The following is an 18236-nucleotide window of genomic DNA, read 5'->3' as shown; positions in this document are numbered from 1 at the left end:
TCATTTTTATCATGTATTTCAGTCTATTCAACAGACATTCTAAAGTTATGGCAAAGGAAGCCTCGCCAAGTGGGGGATTTCCCCTTTAGCGCGATGGCGGCATCAGGCCGTTGAGCACCAGATCGGAATAGGTGGAAATGACCTGTTCCTTGCTCAGGCGGCCATGGGGGCGGAACCAGGTACAGACACCGGTCAGCATGCTCAGGATGCCATAGGCGGCGACGCTGGCGTCGCCGCATCTGAACAGGTCCAGGGCCTCGCCCTGGCGCAGGATGTCGATGAGATGGCGTTCGTATTGGCGGCGCAGGGCGACGATCTCTTCGTAATGATTGGGCTCCAGACTGCGCAGTTCGGAATAGCCGATGAAGACCTCGCGCTTGCGCAAGATGTGATAGGTCACGTGGAAGGCGATGAAATCGCGCATGCGCTCCACCGGGCCCTTGTCCCTGCCCTCGGCCCTGACCTCGTCGAACTGGGCGAACAGGTCGTCCATATGGGCCTTGATGAGGTCGTAGAGCAGGTCTTCCTTGGTGGTGATGTGGTTGTAGAGCGAGCCGACCTGAATCCCCACCTCCGAGGCCAGTTGGCGCAGGCTCATGGCCTCGAAGCCGTGTTCGTAGATCAGCTTCAAGCCCGCCTTGCGGATGGCCTCCATGGTCTTGGGGCCGTGAGAGCCGATGGTGCGGGCCATGGTCGGTGAAATCCTGGGGGGGGGAGTCGTGAAGGGGTCAGGCGTCGGCGCGGGCGCGGAATTCCACTTGCGCCGCGAATACATATCCCACGGATCGAACGGCGCGGATGGGCAAATTCTCTCCGGCGGCGGCATTGACCTTGCGGCGCAGCCGCGCCATCACCGCATCGATACTGCGGTCGTCGTAACCGCCCACCGTCTTGCCCAGCGAGGCGGCGATTTCTTCTCGGGTGACCGAGGCGCCGGGATCGGTGGTCAGGGTTTGCAGAACCCGGTATTCGGCGTTGGTCAAGGACACCGAATGGCCGTTGGGCGTGATCAGCGACCATGTGGCGCTATCGAAGCTCCACACATGATGGCCTTCCTCGCGGGGCTCGGTCTTGTCTTCCTGTTGGGCGTCGCGCAAGCGTCGCGTCAGGCTGTGGATCACCGCTTCCAGTTCACGGAACTGCACCGGCTTGACCAGATAGGCGTCGGCACCGGCGGTCAGACCCAAGACGCGGTCGTCCAACTGGCTGCGGGCGGTCAGCATGACGATGCCCATCTTGGAACTGGAGCGCAGGCGGGCGGCGATGGAGAACCCGTCCTCGCCCGGCAGATTGACATCGAGAACCAACAGGTCGGGGGTCATGGTCGCCAGCAGGGTGTCCAGTTCCACACCGGAACCGGCCCGCTTCACATTCATTCCGACCAGGGTCAGGTATCTGACGATGGACCCGCAAAGGTCGGGATCATCCTCGACGACGATAATGTTGATCATGAGTGACCATTATAAGAGTTCGTTGCGCGATATGACCTTAGCATAAAGCAGTGGAGAATAATCAAGGTGTCGTATTTGTTGCATTGAGATTTGGTGGTTTGACGGGCAGCCACACGACAAAGGTCGCGCCGCGCCCCGGTAGACTGTCGATGGCGATGCTGCCGCCGTGAAGATCGATGACCCTTCGCACGATGAATAGTCCGAGGCCGGCGCCGCGAATGCGATCGGCCTTGGTTGATCGAAAGAACTTCTCGAAGACTCTCGGCTGGTCTTCCAGCGAAATGCCCGGTCCCTTGTCGGAGACGCTGACCATGATCCCCTCGGAATCGCCCGCGACGCGAATATCCACCGGAGTGTTGGGCGGCGAGAATTTCAGGGCATTGTCCACCAGGTTGGAAAAAGCGACGCGCAGCAAGGTCGCGTCCGCCTCCAAGGTGGCGGGATTCCCCACGCTGATGGACAGAGGGCGGTTGCCCGCGAATCGGCGTTTGTCGTCGCACATCTCCGTCAGCACCCTGGCAAGGTCGAACTCGGCGATCCGCAGGGACATGGTGGTGGAGTCGAGGCGGTCATCGGCGAGGCAGACATCGATCAGATCGGCCATGCGCCGCACGGCGCGCCCAATCTTGGCGACTTCATCCTCGGCGTCCGCATTGCCTCTGCCGTAAATCCCCATCAACTGGGACGAGGCCTCGATGATGGCAAGCGGCACGCGAAATTCGTGGGAGACCATGGACAAGAAATTGCGCTGTTCGCGCATGGATTGGTTGCCTGCTTCCAGCGCTGCTTCAGAGCGCAGACTGGCCAGCCGCAGCGATTCTTCCAATCGCTTGCGGGTGGAAATGTCGTTCATGCAGACAAGGACGGCATCCTGATTGAAATAGGTAAAGCGCACGGCGGACAACAAGACCCAGCGTGTCTCGTCGGGGTTGCGGCGGATCTGCAACTCGGCGCCCAGCACGCACCCCGTCTCGCGAAGCTTCCACAGGAAATGCCGCCGTTCCTCGGGGTCGGCGTAATAGTCCTTGGTCAGATGATCACCGGCCATTTCAGGGGCGATGTTCAGCAATTCCGAGGCTGGCTGGTTGATGAACATGAAGCGGCCTTCCGGATAGCTGGCCACCATCATGGGGAATGGCGCCGCATCGAGAATGGCGCGAACTTGCCCTTCACTTGCCCGCAGGCGGTCCTCGGCGGTCCGACGCACCACCACCTCCGCGGCCAGGGCGGTATTCGTCTCCGCCAGCTCCGCCGTGCGTTGGGCGACCCGGCGCTCCAATTCGCGTTCGTTGCGGCGAACCGTCTCGAGGCGGGTGGCGCCGATGCCCGCCGAACGCTGAAACAGACCCAAGGCCAACAGCAACACATGGGGCACCGCCAAGGCCTGCGGCATCAGGCTGCTTGGCGGAATGGCGGTCTTTATCCCGAGGACGTCGAGGATGACGATCGAAATGGAAATAGCGCTCACGAAGAACGCCGCCGCATAATATTTCGATGCATTTACTCCATCGTAATACATGGTCGCCGCAATAAATGTCGTCACAATGCTGATTAATTCCGCGCAAGCCAATAGCGGTATGGTTATGGATATGTTTGTGGGTAATGCTGCATCGGCTGTTGCGAGCGCGGCGGCGACTGCGGTGCCGAGGTATATTTTGTACAGACGTGGAAACGAGTGTTTTACGTCGACGGCCCTGGCTGAGAAAATGGCGCCAAGGCTTAGGCATGTGCAGCTTATGAATTCGCTAAACGCATCAGAGAGAAGAGGGCTGTCTCTGAAGATAAATTGTGAGACATACCCACTGATGGACATGTGCATTAATTGTGAAAGCAACGCATAGGCACAGAAGTACAGGTATAGTCGATCCTTGCTCAAGGTGTATTGAAATAACGCCATGAGTGTAATTATGATTGTGGCGCCATTAACAATGCCCAGCAACAAAGAATCCGTGGTCGCCGCCACGGCGAATCCGTCGCTGGACCACAATCGGGCGTCGACCGCCGCGTTGCCGACGGTCTCGACGCGCAGATAGTGGGTCCGGGGCTGGGGCGTTATGTCCAGCCTGAAGACAAAATCGCGGTAGGGCACCGGCCTCGTGGAGAACGGGGTATGGTCGCCGGTCAGGATCGTCGTGTATCCGCCCTGGTTATCGGGACTGAACAAGGCGACATGGTCGAGATAGGGCATGTCCACTTCCAGCAGCCATAGCCGTCGAGACGCCGGATCGCGCGAGACCGTGAAACGCAGCCAGAACGCCGAGCGATCAAACCCGGCGAGAAGATTCCCCGCCAACGGCTTGAAGCCCGCGGCGACCTCGGGCCGCGCCATGTCGTCGATGGTCAGAGAGCCGGTCTCGTCGCGCAGGACATCCCAATGGCCGCCCAGGTCGATCCTCTCGACTCCATTGGTCAGGACAAGCGGTGACGCCCGACTCGGCAATGACGCCAGCAAGCATGCCAGGGCAACGGCGCAGGCGATCATCACGCCTTTCGGGCGGCGGCAAGGCCGGATCATCTTCCCATCCACAAAGTCCAGCACGCCACCTACCGCTACACCGAAGATGGGTTCCGTGCAATGTCGGAAGGGTCAGCCCAGGGAATAGGTCTCGGTCGGAGGCAGGAAAAGGCCAAGAGCCATCTGGCCGCAGACCAACAGCACGATCAGCGCCAACAACAGGCGGAGTCGTTCCGCGGGCAGGTTTCCGCCCAACCGCGCCCCGACCTGGGCGCCCACCGCGCCGCCCGCCAGCAGGATCATGGCCAGCGGGACATCGACGGTATGGGTGGTGATGGCTTGCAGCAAGGTGACATTGGCGGTGACGAAGATCATCTGGAACAGCGAGGTTCCCACCACCACGGCCGTCGGCATGCCCAGCACATAGATCATCAGCGGCACCAGGATGAAGCCGCCGCCGACTCCCATGACGGCGGCGAGAACGCCGCCGATGACGCCGACCCCGATGGGCAGCATGGCGCTGATATAGAGGCCGGAGCGCGGAAAGCGCAGCCGCAAGGGCAGGCCGTGCCAGGAATGGTGCGGGTGCAGCTTTCCCATCACCTTGCCGGAATTGCTGCCATGGATGGATGACAGGGTCTCGATCAGCATCATCAGGCCGACGCTGCCCAGCACGCCTACATAGCTGAGGCTGATGACGAGATCGATTTGGCCCAGTTTTTTCAGCAGGGCGAACAGCCAGACTCCGGCCCCGGAGCCCGCGAAGCCGCCGATCAGCAGGAAGATGGACATCTTGATGTCCACATTGCGCCGTCGCCAATGGGCGAAGACGCCCGATACCGACGAGCCCATCACCTGATTGGCGCCGGACGCCACCGCCACCGCCGGGGGAATGCCCAGCAGGATCAGCAGCGGGGTCAGCAAGAAGCCGCCGCCGACGCCGAAGATGCCCGACAGAACACCGATCCCGCCGCCGATGCCGACCAGCTCCCAAATCTCGACCGATTGCTCGGCTATGGGAAGATAGATGCTCATGGCGGGGCCTCCGTTGGGACGGTGCCGTACCCTGGGCGCCGATTGTGTCGAGATTGTGGCGGAGCAAACCATTGCTTCTTTGCCGCCGCGACCTTATCTGTCTGCGTCATGGATACCAAAACCAATTTGATCGGCCTGTCTCGGGCGCAGCTTGCCGCCGAGATGGAGGCTATCGGCGAAAAGCCGTTCCGCGCCAAGCAGCTTTGGCATTGGATGTATAATCGCGGCGAAACCGATTTTGCCGCCATGTCCTCCATTTCCAAGGTGATGCAGGCCAAGCTGGCCGAGCATTTCCAAGTGCGCCGCCCCAAGACCGAGCGCGAGATGCTGTCGGCGGACGGCACCCGCAAGTGGCTGCTGAAGTTCGACGACGGCAACGAGGCGGAAACCGTCTTCATCCCGGATCTGGACGAAGACCGGGGCTCCGTCTGTATTTCCACCCAGGTGGGCTGCACGCTGACCTGCAAGTTTTGCCATACCGGCACCCAGCTACTGGTGCGCAACCTGACCGCCGCCGAGATCATCGGCCAGTTCATGGCCGGCCGCGACGCCTATGGCGAATGGCCGACGCCGGATGATTCCAAGCGCATGTTGTCCAACATCGTGGTCATGGGCATGGGCGAGCCGCTCTATAATTTCGAGAACGTCGCCACCGCCCTGGAAATCCTCATGGACGGCGAGGGCATCGGCATTTCCAAGCGCCGCATCACCCTGTCCACCTCCGGGGTGGTGCCCATGATGAAGGAATGCGGCGCGCGCCTCGGCGTCAATCTCGCCATCTCGCTGCACGCGGTCACCGACGAGATCCGCGACCGCATTATGCCCATCAACAAGAAGTATCCGCTCAAGGACTTGATCCAGGCCTGCCGCGATTATCCCGGCGCCTCCAATGCCCGGCGCATCACCTTCGAATACATCATGCTGAAGGGCGTCAACGATTCGGCGGCCGACGCCCGCGCCCTGCTGAAGCTGATCAAGGGCTTGCCCGCCAAGTTCAACCTGATTCCGTTCAATCCCTGGCCCGGCTCGGAGTTCGAGACCTCGGACATGAAGACGGTCAAGGCCTTCTCCGACATCTTGCAGGACAACGGCTATTCCGCCCCCATCCGCATGCCCAGGGGCCGCGACATCCTGGCCGCCTGCGGCCAGCTACGCTCGGAAAGCCTGCGCGAGAAGGCTGGGCGCGCCAAGGCACGGGCGGCGGCCGGGATCGAGGACGAGCATCACGGCGGCTAGCCTCAGTTCTCCCGCTCGATCCGCTCCAGCACTGGCCAGAATTCGGAAAACAGCCGCTGTCTGGCCGGGTCCGTTCCGCTGTCGGGATGGTACATGCGGGCAAAGGCGCGCTTGGCCTCGCGGAACTTGGTGTCGGCGACGGTGCCGGATTTGGCGGCCGCCTTGGTGATCTCCAGGGCGTCCTTTTGGATTTCGATGCGGGAATTGGCCAGCGCCAGCGCGTGCTCGGCCTCGGCGGCGCGCCCTGCCGCCTCCCTGGCCCGGGTCTCGGCGGCGGCGACCAGTTCGGCGCCGCGATCCTTCTCGGCAAGTCGCGCTTCCAGGGTTGCGATGTGTTCGCGCGCTCTTTCCAGATCCTGGGCGTAGTTGTCGACCGTCCGGGCCATGCGGGCCATGGCGCCGCTGCCGCCCAAGGAAGCTTCCGGCTTGGCGGCCGGGCGCCCGGACAGCCGCCACAGCCAATAGGACAAGCCGCGCCGGACCTCTTCGACCCGTTCTTCCAGATCGCGCGCCGGGGGCTCCGCGCCGCCCTTGGCGCCTGTGACCTCGAACAGGCGTTCGGCCCTGGCGGCGGCCTCCTTCAGATGGGACTGATCTTCGTTCATATGGCCTCTCTCCCGGATAGGACAGAGTGACTCGGTCCGGCCTTGCGCGAAAGAGGGAAGAGTCATGCTTGCTCCCGGCGCGGCAATGCCTATACTGCGCCGCCAAATTCTCCCCATCTCGGAAAGGCGTCTGCCATGAAGGGCGAAGTCAAGAAGGTCGTTCTGGCCTATTCCGGCGGTCTCGACACCTCCATCATCCTGCGCTGGCTGCAAGACCAATATCAGTGCGAGGTGGTGACCTTCACCGCCGATCTCGGCCAGGGAGAGGAGCTGGAGCCCGCCCGCAAGAAAGCCCAGATGATGGGCATCAAGGACGAGAACATCTTCATCGACGACCTGCGCGAGGAATTCGTCCGCGACTTCGTCTTCCCCATGTTCCGCGCCAACGCGCTGTATGAAGGCGTCTATCTGCTGGGCACCTCCATCGCCCGGCCGCTGATCTCCAAGCGCCAGATCGAGATCGCCAATCTGGTCGGCGCCGACGCGGTGTCCCACGGGGCCACCGGCAAGGGCAACGATCAGGTCCGCTTCGAGATGGGCTATTACGCGCTTAAGCCCGACATCAAGGTCATCGCCCCCTGGCGGCTGTGGAATCTGAACTCGCGCACCGCGCTGCTGGACTTCGCCGAGAAGCACCAGATTCCCATCGCCAAGGATAAGCGCGGCGAGGCGCCTTATTCCACCGACGCCAACCTGCTGCACATCTCCTATGAGGGCAAGGCGCTGGAAGACCCGTGGGTCGAGCCCAACGAGGATATGTATACCCGTTCGGTCAGCCCGGAAAAGGCGCCGGATCAGCCCACCTATGTGGAAATCGAGTTCGAGAAGGGCGACGCGGTGGCCATCGACGGCGTGCGCATGAGCCCAGCCACTCTGTTGACCAAGCTTAACCAATTGGGCGGCGCCAACGGCATCGGCCGCCTCGACCTGGTGGAGAACCGCTTCGTGGGCATGAAGAGCCGCGGCGTCTACGAGACCCCGGGCGGTTCTGTCCTGATCGTGGCGCACCGCGCCATGGAGAGCCTGACGCTTGATCGTGGCGAGGGGCATCTGAAGGACGAATTGATGCCGCGCTATGCCGAGCTGATCTATAACGGCTTCTGGTTCAGCCCGGAACGCATCGCCATCCAGACCATGATCGATAAGGTCAGCGAGAATGTCACCGGCACCGTGCGGCTCAAGCTCTACAAGGGTGTGGCCTCGGTGGTGGGACGCAAGTCGCCGCGTTCGCTCTATCGTCTCGACTACGTCACCTTCGAGGCGGACAGCGTCTATGACCAGCGCGACGCCCAGGGCTTCATCAAGCTGAACGCCCTGCGCATGCGACTGGCCAAGATGGCCCGCGGCTAGGCAGGCGGCCATATGGAAAAAAGGAAAGGCCCCGTCCCGGCGGGGCCTTTTCGTATTTCAGGTCCAATAAAATACAGGTTTGCGGCGGCACGGGGATACTTATACTATCGGTTAGGGAATTGGGCCAAAGACGCCCTGCGTCACCGGCCTTGCGGGGATTCCATGTCAATGCATCGGGGCATCATGACAGACGGCCTTCGCCGATGGTGGCCACTGTGGATCTGGGGGGGCGTCGTCATCCTGGTGGCGGGCTGGGTCCGGGCCACGGTTGCCAGGGATCTCGCCGAGGGCATGGAGCAGGCCCGGCTTCGCGTCCAATCCATGGCCGATCTGGCGGCCGAGCATATCGAACACCTTTACGACAGCGCCGATGCCGCCGTCAAAGTCGCGACGCCGCTGTTCACCCGTGACCACGATTGGAACCGGCTGGCGGCCGATTACGACGGTTGGCAGTTGCTGCGCGATCTCGGGCGCGCCCAGCACACCATCCCCAGTTTGTTCATGGCCGACCAAAGCGGCCGGTTCCGCATGCATGCGGGCGTCTTTCCCGCCCCCGACAAGACCATCGAGAACAGGCAGTATTTCCAGGCGCTGCGGGCAACGCCCACGGATCAGGCCTATGTCACCGAACCGGTCGTGGGGATGATCCTGGAACGCCAGACCCTGATCCTGGCCCGACGGCTCGATTATGCCGATGGCCGCTTCGCCGGCGTGATCGCGGCCAATGTGGACCCCCGGACCGTGGTGGAACTTTTCGAGACGCTGGGGGTCGGTGATCGCGGAGTCGTCAATGTGCAGCGCGGCGACGGCACCATACTGGTCCGTCATCCATTCCGCGAAGGTGCGGTGGGCTCCAAGGTGGACAACCGGACTGTCTTTCCCGCCATGGCCGAGGGCAAGGTCTTCGCCTCCAATGTCACGGTTTCGCCCCTGGACGGGGTGGAGCGGATCACCAGTTTCCGGCGGCTGAAGCACTATGATCTCGTGGTGCTGGCGGCCATTCCGCTCGACAGGATCATGGCGCCGTGGCGGCAGCAGAGCGTCCGGATGGTCTCCATCGTCGCCTTCGGCATCATCGGGCTGACCACTCTGTTTGTCTTGCTGCTGCGCCGCTATCACGCCGAGAGCGAGACTCTGGCCCGTCTCAAGGTCAGCGAGGCCAATCTGCTCCAGGCCCAACAGGTGGCGAGGCTCGGCTATTACATCTTCGACTTCACGAATGATCATTGGGAAAGCTCGGCCATCCTGGACGACATATTCGGCATCGATCAGTCATTCCAGCGGACCGCCATGGGCTGGCTCAGTCTCGTCGAGCCCGGCGCCCGATGGAGGATGGCCGAATACCTGAATGGAATCTTGAACGGAGAACATGACTTCGATCAGGAATATCCGATCCTGCGGCGCAGTGACGGCGCCTGTCGCTGGGTGGCGGGACTGGGCAAGATCGAATGCGACGACAGCGGCAAGCCTTGTCGGCTGGTCGGAACCATCAAGGACATCACCCAACGCAAGACGGCGGAACTGGACCTGAAGGCCAAGGCGGAGGAGCTGATCAGGTCCAATACGGAATTGGAGCAGTTCGCCTATGTGGCGTCCCACGACCTGCGCGAGCCGTTGCGCATGGTCAGTTCCTATGTGGACCTGCTTCAGCGCCGCTACGGCAGTCAATTGGGCGAGGAAGCGCTGGAATTCATCGGCTTTGCCCGCGATGGGGCCAAGCGCATGGATCGGTTGGTTCTCGATCTGCTGGAATACTCCCGCATCGGCCGCATCACCAAACCCATGTCGGCCATACCCTTGGGCAAGGTTTTCGATCGCGCCGTCAGGGCGCTGTCGGTCAAGATCGACGAGGCGAGGGCGGAAATCATCCTGCCGCCGGACCCATTGCCCTCGGTCTGGGGCGATGGCGACGAATTGTCGCGGCTGTTTCAGAATTTGATCGGCAATGCGGTCAAGTATCGCGATCCCGAGCGCCCGCCCGTCATCCGTCTTTCCGTCGCACCGGCCGACGGCGGCTGGGAGATCAAGGTCGCCGATAACGGAATCGGCATCGATCCGCAGTTCTTCGACCGCATCTTCCTGATTTTCCAGCGCCTGCACCGACGGGGCGAATATGAAGGGACCGGCATCGGTCTCGCCATCTGCAAGAAGGTGGTGGAGCATCACGGCGGTCGCATCGCCATCGAGTCGGTTCCCGGCGAGGGCTCGGCCTTCAGCGTCGTCCTTCCCGCCGTCAACGCACACGCCCCTCAGCAATAGGTCGGAGTCGTCCGCTTGGTGGCGGCGGGGTGCAGGGTGACCTTCCGGCCTTGGAAGGAAATGTGACCGGCTTTGGACAGCCGCCGCAGCAGGCGGGAAATCACTTCCGGGCCGGTTCCCACCATGGCCGCCACGTCGCGCCAGGAAACCGGCAGGGTGACGGTGATGTCGCCATTGTCCTGGGGGGCTCCCATCTCGTCGGCCCAGGTCATCAGCGCCCCCAGCACGCGCTGGGGCAGGTCGGAACTGCACAGCCGGAAGATCATTTGCTCGTCTTCGCGAAGTTCGGCCGCGCTCATGCGCAGCAAGGCCAGCGTGATGTCGGGATCGTCGCGCAAGGCAGGTATCAGGCGCTCCATGGGAACGAAGCACCCGCTTATATCGGTCAGGGCGCGGGCAGCGGTCTCGTGCGGTCCATCTCCCAGCAGGCCAGAGCAGGGAAACAGCGCCCCGGGCTGCAAGATCCGCAAGATGGTGAGACAGCCGTCGGCATCCACCCTTTCCTGCGCCACCATTCCACTGGCAAGACTGTAAAGTCCCGCCACCGCGTCGCCCTGATGGAAGATGTTCTGCCCGCGTGGCAGCGAGAATCGGGTGGCGAGCGCGGGAAACGGGCAGCGGGCGCCGATTGTGTCGCGCATGGGCTGGCGCCGCCCGGATTCCCACGCATCGCAATCGCAGCATTGACGTGAACTGGCCATCGCTCGGATCTCTTTCATTTGCAGGTATGGCCAAGCCTTAACCTGACCAGGACCAGCGAAATTCAGCCGAAGCCGAAAAATGAGCTCAGCGGCGGAATCTACCCAATTCAAAGGTGGCGGATACATAGGTCTCTCGTATCCCCTTGATTTCCTCCGTCGCGTGCCGCTTGCGGGTTTGGGAATTTACGCCATATCAATCTGCAACACTCAGACGGGGAGGGCGGCGGCCATGGTGGCGCCGCTTTCCCGCCGCTCAAGATCGAGGGCAAAATGGATTTCGAGAAATTTACCGAGCGCTGCAAAGGCTTTATCCAATCGGCGCAGACCATGGCCTTGCGCAATGGTCACCAACGCCTGACGCCGGAACATCTGGCGCAGGTTCTGCTGGCCGACAAGGAAGGCCTCGCCGCCAATCTGATCAAGGCCGCGGGCGGTGATCCGGCCAAGGCGCTGAAAGCGGTGGAAGCCGCCCTGGACAAATTGCCCAAGGTGGAAGGCCCCGGTGCCGGTGGTGTCCATCTGACGCCGGAACTGGCGCGGCTGTTCGACCAGGCGCAACAGATGGCCGACAAGGCGGGCGATTCCTTCGTTACCGCCGAGCGCCTGCTGCTGGCGCTGACCCTGGCCACCGGCACGCCCTCGGCCAAGGCGCTGCAAGAGGCCGGGGTGACGCCCCAGGGGCTCAATCACGCCATCGAGGAGGTCCGCAAGGGTCGCAAGGCGACCTCGTCCTCGGCCGAGGACAGCTATGATGCTCTCAAGAAATACGCCCGCGACCTGACCCAGGCGGCCCGGGGCGGCAAGCTGGATCCGGTGATCGGCCGTGACGAGGAAATCCGCCGCACCATCCAGGTGTTGAGCCGCCGCACCAAGAACAATCCGGTGCTGATCGGCGAGCCCGGCGTCGGCAAGACCGCCATCGTGGAAGGCCTCGCCAACCGCATCGTCAACGGCGACGTGCCGGAGACCCTGAAGAACAAGCGGCTGATGGTGCTCGACCTCGGCGCCCTGGTGGCCGGGGCCAAATTCAGGGGCGAGTTCGAGGAGCGCCTGAAGGCGGTGCTGACCGAGGTGACCACCGCCAGCGGCGAGGTGATCCTGTTCATCGATGAGATGCACACCCTGATCGGCGCCGGAGCGGCGGAAGGCTCCATGGACGCCTCCAACCTGCTGAAGCCCGCCCTGGCGCGCGGCGAGTTGCACTGCATCGGCGCCACCACGCTGAACGAATACCGCAAGCATGTGGAAAAGGACGCCGCCCTGGCGCGGCGCTTCCAGCCGGTCTTCGTTTCCGAACCGGGGGTGGAGGACACCATCTCCATCCTGCGCGGCCTGAAGGAGAAGTACGAACTGCACCACGGCGTGCGCATCGCCGATGGCGCCCTGGTGGCGGCGGCGACCCTGTCCAACCGCTACATCACCGACCGCTTCCTGCCCGACAAGGCCATCGATCTGGTGGACGAGGCGGGCTCGCGCCTGCGCATGCAGATCGATTCCAAGCCCGAAGCGCTGGACGAGTTGGACCGCCGCATCATCCAGCTCAAGATCGAGCGCGAGGCGCTGAAGAAGGAGAACGACCAAGCCTCGCGCGATCGTCTCGGCAAGCTGGAAGTGGAACTGACCCAGTTGGAGCGCGAAAGCTTCGACATGTCGGAGCGCTGGCGGGCCGAGAAGAACAGCCTCGCCTCGTCGACCAAGGTCAAGGAGCAGTTGGAGGAAGCCCGCATCGAACTGGCCAATGCCGAACGCGCAGCCAATTGGGCGCGGGCGGGCGAGTTGAAGTTCGGCGTCATTCCCCAACTGGAAAAACAGATCGAGGGCGGTGCCGATGAGGGCAAGCGCATGCTGACCGAATCGGTGACCGAGGAGCATATCGCCTCGGTGGTCTCGCGCTGGACCGGCATTCCGGTGGAAAAGATGCTGGCCGGTGAACGCGAGAAGCTGCTGGACATGGAAACCCGCCTGCGCGCCCGCGTGGTGGGGCAGCAAGAAGCGCTGGTGGCGGTGTCCAACGCGGTGCGCCGCGCCCGCGCAGGGTTGCAAGACCCCAACCGGCCCATCGGCTCGTTCCTGTTCCTCGGCCCCACCGGCGTCGGCAAGACCGAGCTGACCAAGGCCCTGGCGGAATTCCTGTTCGACGACGAGACCGCCATGGTCCGCATGGACATGAGCGAATACATGGAAAAGCACTCGGTCGCCCGGCTGATCGGGGCGCCGCCCGGCTATGTGGGCTACGAGGAAGGCGGCGCCCTGACCGAGGCCGTCCGTCGCCGCCCCTATCAGGTTGTGCTGTTCGACGAGGTGGAAAAGGCCCACCCGGATGTCTTCAACGTGCTGCTGCAAGTGCTCGATGACGGCCGCCTGACCGACGGACAGGGCCGCACCGTGGACTTCCGCAACACCTTGATCGTGCTGACCTCCAACCTGGGCTCCGAGATCCTCGCCAACCAGGACGAGGGCCAGGATTCCGGCGCGGTGCGCGCCGAGGTGATGGAGGTGGTGCGCGCCTCCTTCCGACCGGAATTCCTCAACCGGCTGGACGAGGTACTGCTGTTCCACCGCCTGGGACGCGGCGACATGGCCGGTATCGTCCAGATCCAACTGGCGCGCCTGCGCAAGCTGCTGGCCGACCGCAAGGTGACCCTGGACCTGGACGAGCGGGCGACCTTGTGGCTGGGCGAGAAGGGCTATGATCCGGTCTACGGGGCGCGGCCGCTCAAGCGGGTGATCCAACGCACCCTTCAGAACCCGCTGGCCAGTCAAATCCTGGAGGGCGGCGTCAAGGACGGCGACACCGTCAAGGTCACCGCCGCCGAGGGCGGACTGATGATCAACGGCCGCTCGGTCGGAGCCGAGGTCTGAGGGGAGGGCGGTGGGGGCCTTACCCCGCCGCCTGCTTCCGCGACGAATTGATGCGTTCGGTCAATTGCTTGACGGTGGCCTTCTGCTTCATGTCGTTGACCAGGACATGATGAAAAATCCAGTTTTCCAATAAGGCGGCCACTTTTTGGATGACGTCCTTTTCCGACGGCGCCTTATCCGGCACCAGATGGGACAGCAGCAGCGAGTGGATGGCGCTGGCCAGCTTCTCGTGCTCCTTGCGGTGGGAGGGCAGGTCGGGCGCCCCCGCCGCCGCCAGGATGGCCTCCTCGCGGCCGAAATGTCCCTTGGCGTAGTCATGCAGGCGTATGACCGTCTGGCGGGCGGAATCCAAATTCTGGGTGGAGACGAACTCGTTGACGAATTCGAACAGCCGCCGATGGTCGTCATCGATGGACTTATGTCCGATTGCGAAGGATGGAGACCATTCGAGCTTCATGATTCCCTCGGCACCATTCTGTGCGTTCGACCGTCCATAAGCCTCTCAGAAAACATCCGTCAAAGTCAATAAATGCAAAAATGCACAAAGTAACGAAATAGTGAAATGAAGGGTGCCATTGCATCGCATTGTGATGGCTTGATTTGACGATCGAGACGGTCGAATGGCGCCGTGCCTAGATAAAAACATGTTATAACAATATGTTGTGGCTTGGTCGTGTTGACTGGTCCGAAGGTGTCGGGCGGTTCGCGCTTGTGATGTTGCGGTTTTATGACATTGGCAATCCCGCTCCATAGGCCGTAATGGCGGATGCGTTCATGCCTTATGTATAAGATCCATTCGTACATGGCCGTCAATGGATGCTATATGCTTTCGTATTGCTTTGGCTCCGCTAAGACGGGTCATTTGTGTTCCTCCCCCTGAAAACAGGGAGACACGTGCCCATATAACGAAGTGGAGTATGCTCCGTGGTGGGTTCGGGAGGATGGAGTAGGCCATATGCGTGTTGGCCAACTGTGGGAAAGTATTCGCCGTCGCTTGGGGTTATCGCATGAGGTGTCCGCCGCCGATGGCAGACGGTCCGGCCATGTTCGGCCGCCCCTGCCCAAGGCCAAGCGGACGGGCTTCCTCAACGTGGATGCATTCGCAGGCGAGCTGGTTGAGATCAGGGACGGCGACATCCTGCCGCAGCCGCATCTGCATGTGTTTTCCCTATCGGATTTCCGTAGCGCCGTGGGAGCCAAATGGGAGCGGCTCGGCGGTCTGGTGGAAGTGGCCGTTGAATCCATCATCCGCCGCCATGTGAACGCGGAAAAGGATATCTTTACCCGTCTGGACGCAGAGATTGCCTGCCTGGCGCTTCCCAATGCATCGCGTTCGGAAACCCGAACCATGGTTGCCGCCATCGCCCGCGATATATCCGCCCACTTATTCGGCGACGCGGTGATCGACGGTCGGCGGCCGCAGGTGCTGGCCGCCAATCTTCCCCTGGATGATGCCTTGACCGACGGCGGCGAAATGGACCGCGAGGCCATCGACCACGCCCTGGCCAGGGCGGGGGCGGCGCTGGCCGAGGGATTGGCGGCCATGGGGGCGGCGGGTGGCATGGCTGCGCCCTATCGGGCCCAGTTGTCGTCCCTGATGACGCCCGAGGACGCCGCCCGAATGGAGGCGGAAGCGGCGCGCGAGAAAAAGAAGGGCTATGCTATTTCAGGCGGTGAACGCGCCAAAATGGCCGAGCCCGATTGGTTGATAACGGAGGAACGCGCTTCGCCGTCCTCGACGGCCAAGCGAGGGGCCGACGCCGAGCGTCGAGTGCTCGACATGAGCAAGGAGCGCAAGGAAAAAGCCCCCGAGCAGGTCATGCGCATTGAAGGGAGGGGAGGATCGGCATTGACGCCGGACACCGCCTTGACCTTGGTCTGGACCCCCACCTGGGTGACCGGCCGCCGCGCCATCGGCGCCTTTCATGCTCGGGTCATCCGTTCGGACAAGGACAATACGCCGACCCTTGAAGGCGTGCATGCCTATGACGGCCTCCAACCCATCGAGGCGCTGACCCTCGATCGCTTTACCGTCACCCAGACGGCGCGCGAGTTGAAAAGTCTGTTTTATTCCCGGCAGAAGATCGGCCTGACCCTGCCGGTCAACTGGATGTCCCTGTCGCCGAAATGGCGCGATGTCATCCGCATTCCGTTCGAGGATTGCCCGGTGGAAGCCCGCCGAAAATTCCTGAAGATCGAAGTGTTCGGCCTGACCCCGGGAATCCCGGCTCATGTCTTGCGCCGGGTCTTCGAGCCCTTGGAGAAGATCGGCTGCGATGTCATGGCGCGACTTCCGCTGACGGCGGTGGATATGATTCCGGCCTTGTCGCATCTGCGGGCGGTGGGGGTGGATCTTGCCGAACTGGCCGATGACGAGCGAGTGGGAGACGATGACCTGTTCGCCCGGCTGGAGGTCTTTCGGCTGGAGGCCAAGAAGGCCAAGGTCGCCACCTATGTCTGGGGCGTGCGGCGGCGGCCGCTGATCGCCAAGCTGGTGGAGGCGGGATTCTCCCTCATCAACGGGCCGGGCGTCATGTGCGATCTCAGTCACCCAGAATTGCCGTCCAAGGCAAATCGGAAGGCTTAGTCGTGCCGCGCGTCGGTTGATATGACCGACAGACGGGCGAGACGCCCGCGCTCCAGATGGGGCGCTATTCTCGGAGCGAGCAGTATCAATTCCGGCCGCCCAGCTTCCCCACGGCATTGGACGCCACATGGGTGGCCGAGGGAATCTGCGCCATGATCAGGTCCGACTGCCGCTTGTGGGCCTGGAAGCGCTCCAAGTCCTTGCCCGCCAGTTTAACGCCGGTGGGAACCTTGATGCTCATGGGATTGACCTGGGTATTGCCCTGCAGCACCTCGTAGTGAAGATGCGGTCCGGTGGAACGGCCGGTGGAGCCGACGAAGCCGATGATCTGGCCCTGCATGACCCGGCGGCCGGTGTGAACGCCGGGCGCGACGCGGCTCATATGGGCATAGGCGGTGGCGAAACCGCTGCCGTGGCGGATGCGCACGTAATTGCCATAGGCGCCGTTGGGGCCGGCCATTTCCACGCTGCCATCTCCGGCGGCCTGGATGGGGGTGCCGGGCGGCACGCCGAAATCGATGCCCTTGTGCATCTTGGAATAGCCCAGGATGGGGTGGTTGCGCATGCCGAACCCCGAGGTGATCTTGGCGCCATCCACCGGGGTCTTCAGCAGGGCCTTCTTGGCGCTTTCGCCCTTGGCATTGAAGAAGTCGTTGTTGCCGTGGCCGTCGTCGTAGCGATAAAGCTGAATCTCGGCGCCCGACAGGTCGAGACCGGCATAGAGCAATTCGCCGTTGCGGACCAACTTCCCCTTGGTGTCGTACCAGCCCTCGAACATGACTTCGAAGGTGTCGCCGCTCTGGATATCGCGCTGGAAATCGACGTCGTAGCTCAGCGCCTTGATCATATTGATGATCACCTGGGCGGGCACGCCCGCCGACGACGCGCTCTCGTACAGGCTGGACTTGATGGACCCGGAATAATGGGCCACCTGCTTGGTGACGGGGCGGACGTCCTGATGGGGCTTGAAGCGTCCGCTCGCCTCGTCGCGTCGGGCAAAGACGTCGCGCACCGGATCGGCGGCCAGACTGATCTGCTGAAATTCGCCCTCGCCGAAACCATGGGGGGCGGGGGCGAAGGTGACGGTGACCTTCTGCCCGGCCTTGAGGTTGCGCGGATCGAAGATGCTGATCAGGGCGTCGATGGCCTGGACCGCGTCGGGGCCCACCACGCCTGCCCGGCCAAGCAGGTCGCTCAGCTTGTCGCCAGAGCCGACCCGGACCAGGTAATCAACCGGGCGGCGGGCACGGTCCTCGATCTCGCTGTCGGACAGTTCGGCGGTGGCGTGAATCTTCCCCTCGTTATCCAGATCCATATAGAGGGAGGACGGGGCGTGCAGCGGCTCTTCATCGCCAAAGGGGGAAAAGCTCGGCACGAAGGGCCGGGCGGCGAATAGACCGGCCGCGCCGACCAGGATGACCAGGGCCAGGGCTTTCAGGCTGCGCTTCAGTTTGGCTGTGACGTGTCCGGCCAATGCTCTCGCTCGTCCCGCGCTTGTGTCCAGGGGCGGTTATGGCAGCCGGGCCCCCAGGGGCGCAACTCAAATTGCCCGATCAAGGCGGTTTGTCCATGGAGTCCGAAACCTTTTTGCGATTGCGAAGGAAATATGACGCGGAAGGGCTTGACGGTATGTATGGAAGGGACTACAACCCGCGCCTCGCTGCGGCGTTTTCGCAAGGAAATGCGGTGGTGAGG

The 18236-nt window shown here is 62.6% G+C and carries 13 protein-coding genes; 5 read left to right on the top strand and 8 right to left on the bottom strand.

Annotated elements, in window-relative coordinates; all coding sequences use genetic code 11:
* Positions 1 to 85: 85 nt before the first annotated feature.
* The 4 genes from CU669_RS17395 to CU669_RS17380 all read right to left on the bottom strand — a co-directional run bounded on the left by CU669_RS17395 (position 86) and on the right by CU669_RS17380 (position 4941).
* Complete coding sequence (locus CU669_RS17395) at positions 86 to 691, bottom strand: TetR/AcrR family transcriptional regulator (protein WP_112146872.1); 606 nt, start codon at positions 689 to 691, stop codon at positions 86 to 88.
* Positions 692 to 728: 37 nt separating this feature from the next.
* Entirely contained in the window at positions 729 to 1451 is a 723-nt protein-coding gene (locus tag CU669_RS17390) for a response regulator transcription factor (RefSeq protein ID WP_112146871.1), read from the bottom strand.
* A 61-nt stretch (positions 1452 to 1512) separates the two neighbouring features.
* A complete protein-coding gene (locus CU669_RS17385) occupies positions 1513 to 3990 on the bottom strand; it encodes a sensor histidine kinase (protein ID WP_112146870.1) in 2478 nt (825 codons plus the stop codon).
* 48 nt (positions 3991 to 4038) lie between these two features.
* Positions 4039 to 4941 carry a sulfite exporter TauE/SafE family protein gene (locus tag CU669_RS17380; protein ID WP_112146869.1) on the bottom strand — a complete coding sequence of 301 codons (903 nt, stop codon included), beginning with the start codon at positions 4939 to 4941 and terminating at the stop codon, positions 4039 to 4041.
* Between the two features lie 108 nt (positions 4942 to 5049).
* Between CU669_RS17380 and rlmN the strand changes: the two genes are divergently transcribed.
* Positions 5050 to 6177 carry a 23S rRNA (adenine(2503)-C(2))-methyltransferase RlmN gene (gene rlmN / locus CU669_RS17375; protein ID WP_112146868.1) on the top strand — a complete coding sequence of 376 codons (1128 nt, stop codon included), beginning with the start codon at positions 5050 to 5052 and terminating at the stop codon, positions 6175 to 6177.
* 2 nt (positions 6178 to 6179) lie between these two features.
* On the opposite strand, the gene CU669_RS22070 is transcribed toward rlmN, so the two are convergent.
* Complete coding sequence (locus tag CU669_RS22070) at positions 6180 to 6782, bottom strand: hypothetical protein (RefSeq protein ID WP_112146867.1); 603 nt, start codon at positions 6780 to 6782, stop codon at positions 6180 to 6182.
* Between the two features lie 135 nt (positions 6783 to 6917).
* On the opposite strand from CU669_RS22070, the gene CU669_RS17365 reads away from it, so the two are divergent.
* Both CU669_RS17365 and CU669_RS17360 read left to right on the top strand, forming a co-directional pair.
* Complete coding sequence (locus tag CU669_RS17365) at positions 6918 to 8132, top strand: argininosuccinate synthase (RefSeq protein WP_112146866.1); 1215 nt, start codon at positions 6918 to 6920, stop codon at positions 8130 to 8132.
* A 183-nt stretch (positions 8133 to 8315) separates the two neighbouring features.
* The gene (locus CU669_RS17360; protein WP_239988762.1) at positions 8316 to 10391 is read left to right on the top strand and encodes an ATP-binding protein; all 2076 of its coding nucleotides are present in this window, start codon (positions 8316 to 8318) and stop codon (positions 10389 to 10391) included.
* Here CU669_RS17360 and CU669_RS17355 read toward each other — a convergent pair.
* Positions 10382 to 11092, bottom strand: a complete 711-nt coding sequence (locus CU669_RS17355; protein WP_112146864.1) for a Crp/Fnr family transcriptional regulator — start codon at positions 11090 to 11092, stop codon at positions 10382 to 10384. The two genes, CU669_RS17360 and CU669_RS17355, sit on opposite strands and share 10 nt — an antisense overlap.
* Before the next feature lie 270 nt (positions 11093 to 11362).
* Here CU669_RS17355 and clpB point away from each other — a divergent pair, with 270 nt between their 5' ends.
* Entirely contained in the window at positions 11363 to 13954 is a 2592-nt protein-coding gene (clpB, locus tag CU669_RS17350) for an ATP-dependent chaperone ClpB (RefSeq protein WP_112146863.1), read from the top strand.
* A 19-nt stretch (positions 13955 to 13973) separates the two neighbouring features.
* Here the strand turns inward: clpB and CU669_RS17345 are convergent, their stop codons facing one another.
* Positions 13974 to 14411, bottom strand: coding sequence for a bacteriohemerythrin (locus CU669_RS17345; protein ID WP_112146862.1), 438 nt, complete (start codon positions 14409 to 14411; stop codon positions 13974 to 13976).
* 555 nt (positions 14412 to 14966) lie between these two features.
* Between CU669_RS17345 and CU669_RS17340 the strand changes: the two genes are divergently transcribed.
* Positions 14967 to 16541, top strand: a complete 1575-nt coding sequence (locus tag CU669_RS17340) for a hypothetical protein (RefSeq protein ID WP_112146861.1) — start codon at positions 14967 to 14969, stop codon at positions 16539 to 16541.
* An 85-nt stretch (positions 16542 to 16626) separates the two neighbouring features.
* Here the strand turns inward: CU669_RS17340 and CU669_RS17335 are convergent, their stop codons facing one another.
* Positions 16627 to 18015 carry a M23 family metallopeptidase gene (locus CU669_RS17335; RefSeq protein ID WP_112146860.1) on the bottom strand — a complete coding sequence of 463 codons (1389 nt, stop codon included), beginning with the start codon at positions 18013 to 18015 and terminating at the stop codon, positions 16627 to 16629.
* Positions 18016 to 18236 lie beyond the last annotated feature (221 nt).

The organism is Paramagnetospirillum kuznetsovii, from assembly GCF_003284725.1.
In the GTDB taxonomy this organism is placed as follows: domain Bacteria; phylum Pseudomonadota; class Alphaproteobacteria; order Rhodospirillales; family Magnetospirillaceae; genus Phaeospirillum; species Phaeospirillum kuznetsovii.
This window is presented reverse-complemented; position numbering and strand designations above follow the sequence as displayed.

Excerpts from the sequence above, each read along its gene's own strand:
- CU669_RS17395 (WP_112146872.1), bottom strand. The coding sequence starts at position 691 with ATGGCCCGCACCATCGGCTCTCACGGCCCCAAGACCATGGAGGCCATC.
- CU669_RS17390 (WP_112146871.1), bottom strand. The coding sequence starts at position 1,451 with ATGATCAACATTATCGTCGTCGAGGATGATCCCGACCTTTGCGGGTCC.
- CU669_RS17380 (WP_112146869.1), bottom strand. The coding sequence starts at position 4,941 with ATGAGCATCTATCTTCCCATAGCCGAGCAATCGGTCGAGATTTGGGAG.
- rlmN (WP_112146868.1), top strand. The coding sequence starts at position 5,050 with ATGGATACCAAAACCAATTTGATCGGCCTGTCTCGGGCGCAGCTTGCC.
- CU669_RS22070 (WP_112146867.1), bottom strand. The coding sequence starts at position 6,782 with ATGAACGAAGATCAGTCCCATCTGAAGGAGGCCGCCGCCAGGGCCGAA.
- CU669_RS17365 (WP_112146866.1), top strand. The coding sequence starts at position 6,918 with ATGAAGGGCGAAGTCAAGAAGGTCGTTCTGGCCTATTCCGGCGGTCTC.
- CU669_RS17360 (WP_239988762.1), top strand. The coding sequence starts at position 8,316 with ATGACAGACGGCCTTCGCCGATGGTGGCCACTGTGGATCTGGGGGGGC.
- CU669_RS17355 (WP_112146864.1), bottom strand. The coding sequence starts at position 11,092 with ATGGCCAGTTCACGTCAATGCTGCGATTGCGATGCGTGGGAATCCGGG.
- clpB (WP_112146863.1), top strand. The coding sequence starts at position 11,363 with ATGGATTTCGAGAAATTTACCGAGCGCTGCAAAGGCTTTATCCAATCG.
- CU669_RS17345 (WP_112146862.1), bottom strand. The coding sequence starts at position 14,411 with ATGAAGCTCGAATGGTCTCCATCCTTCGCAATCGGACATAAGTCCATC.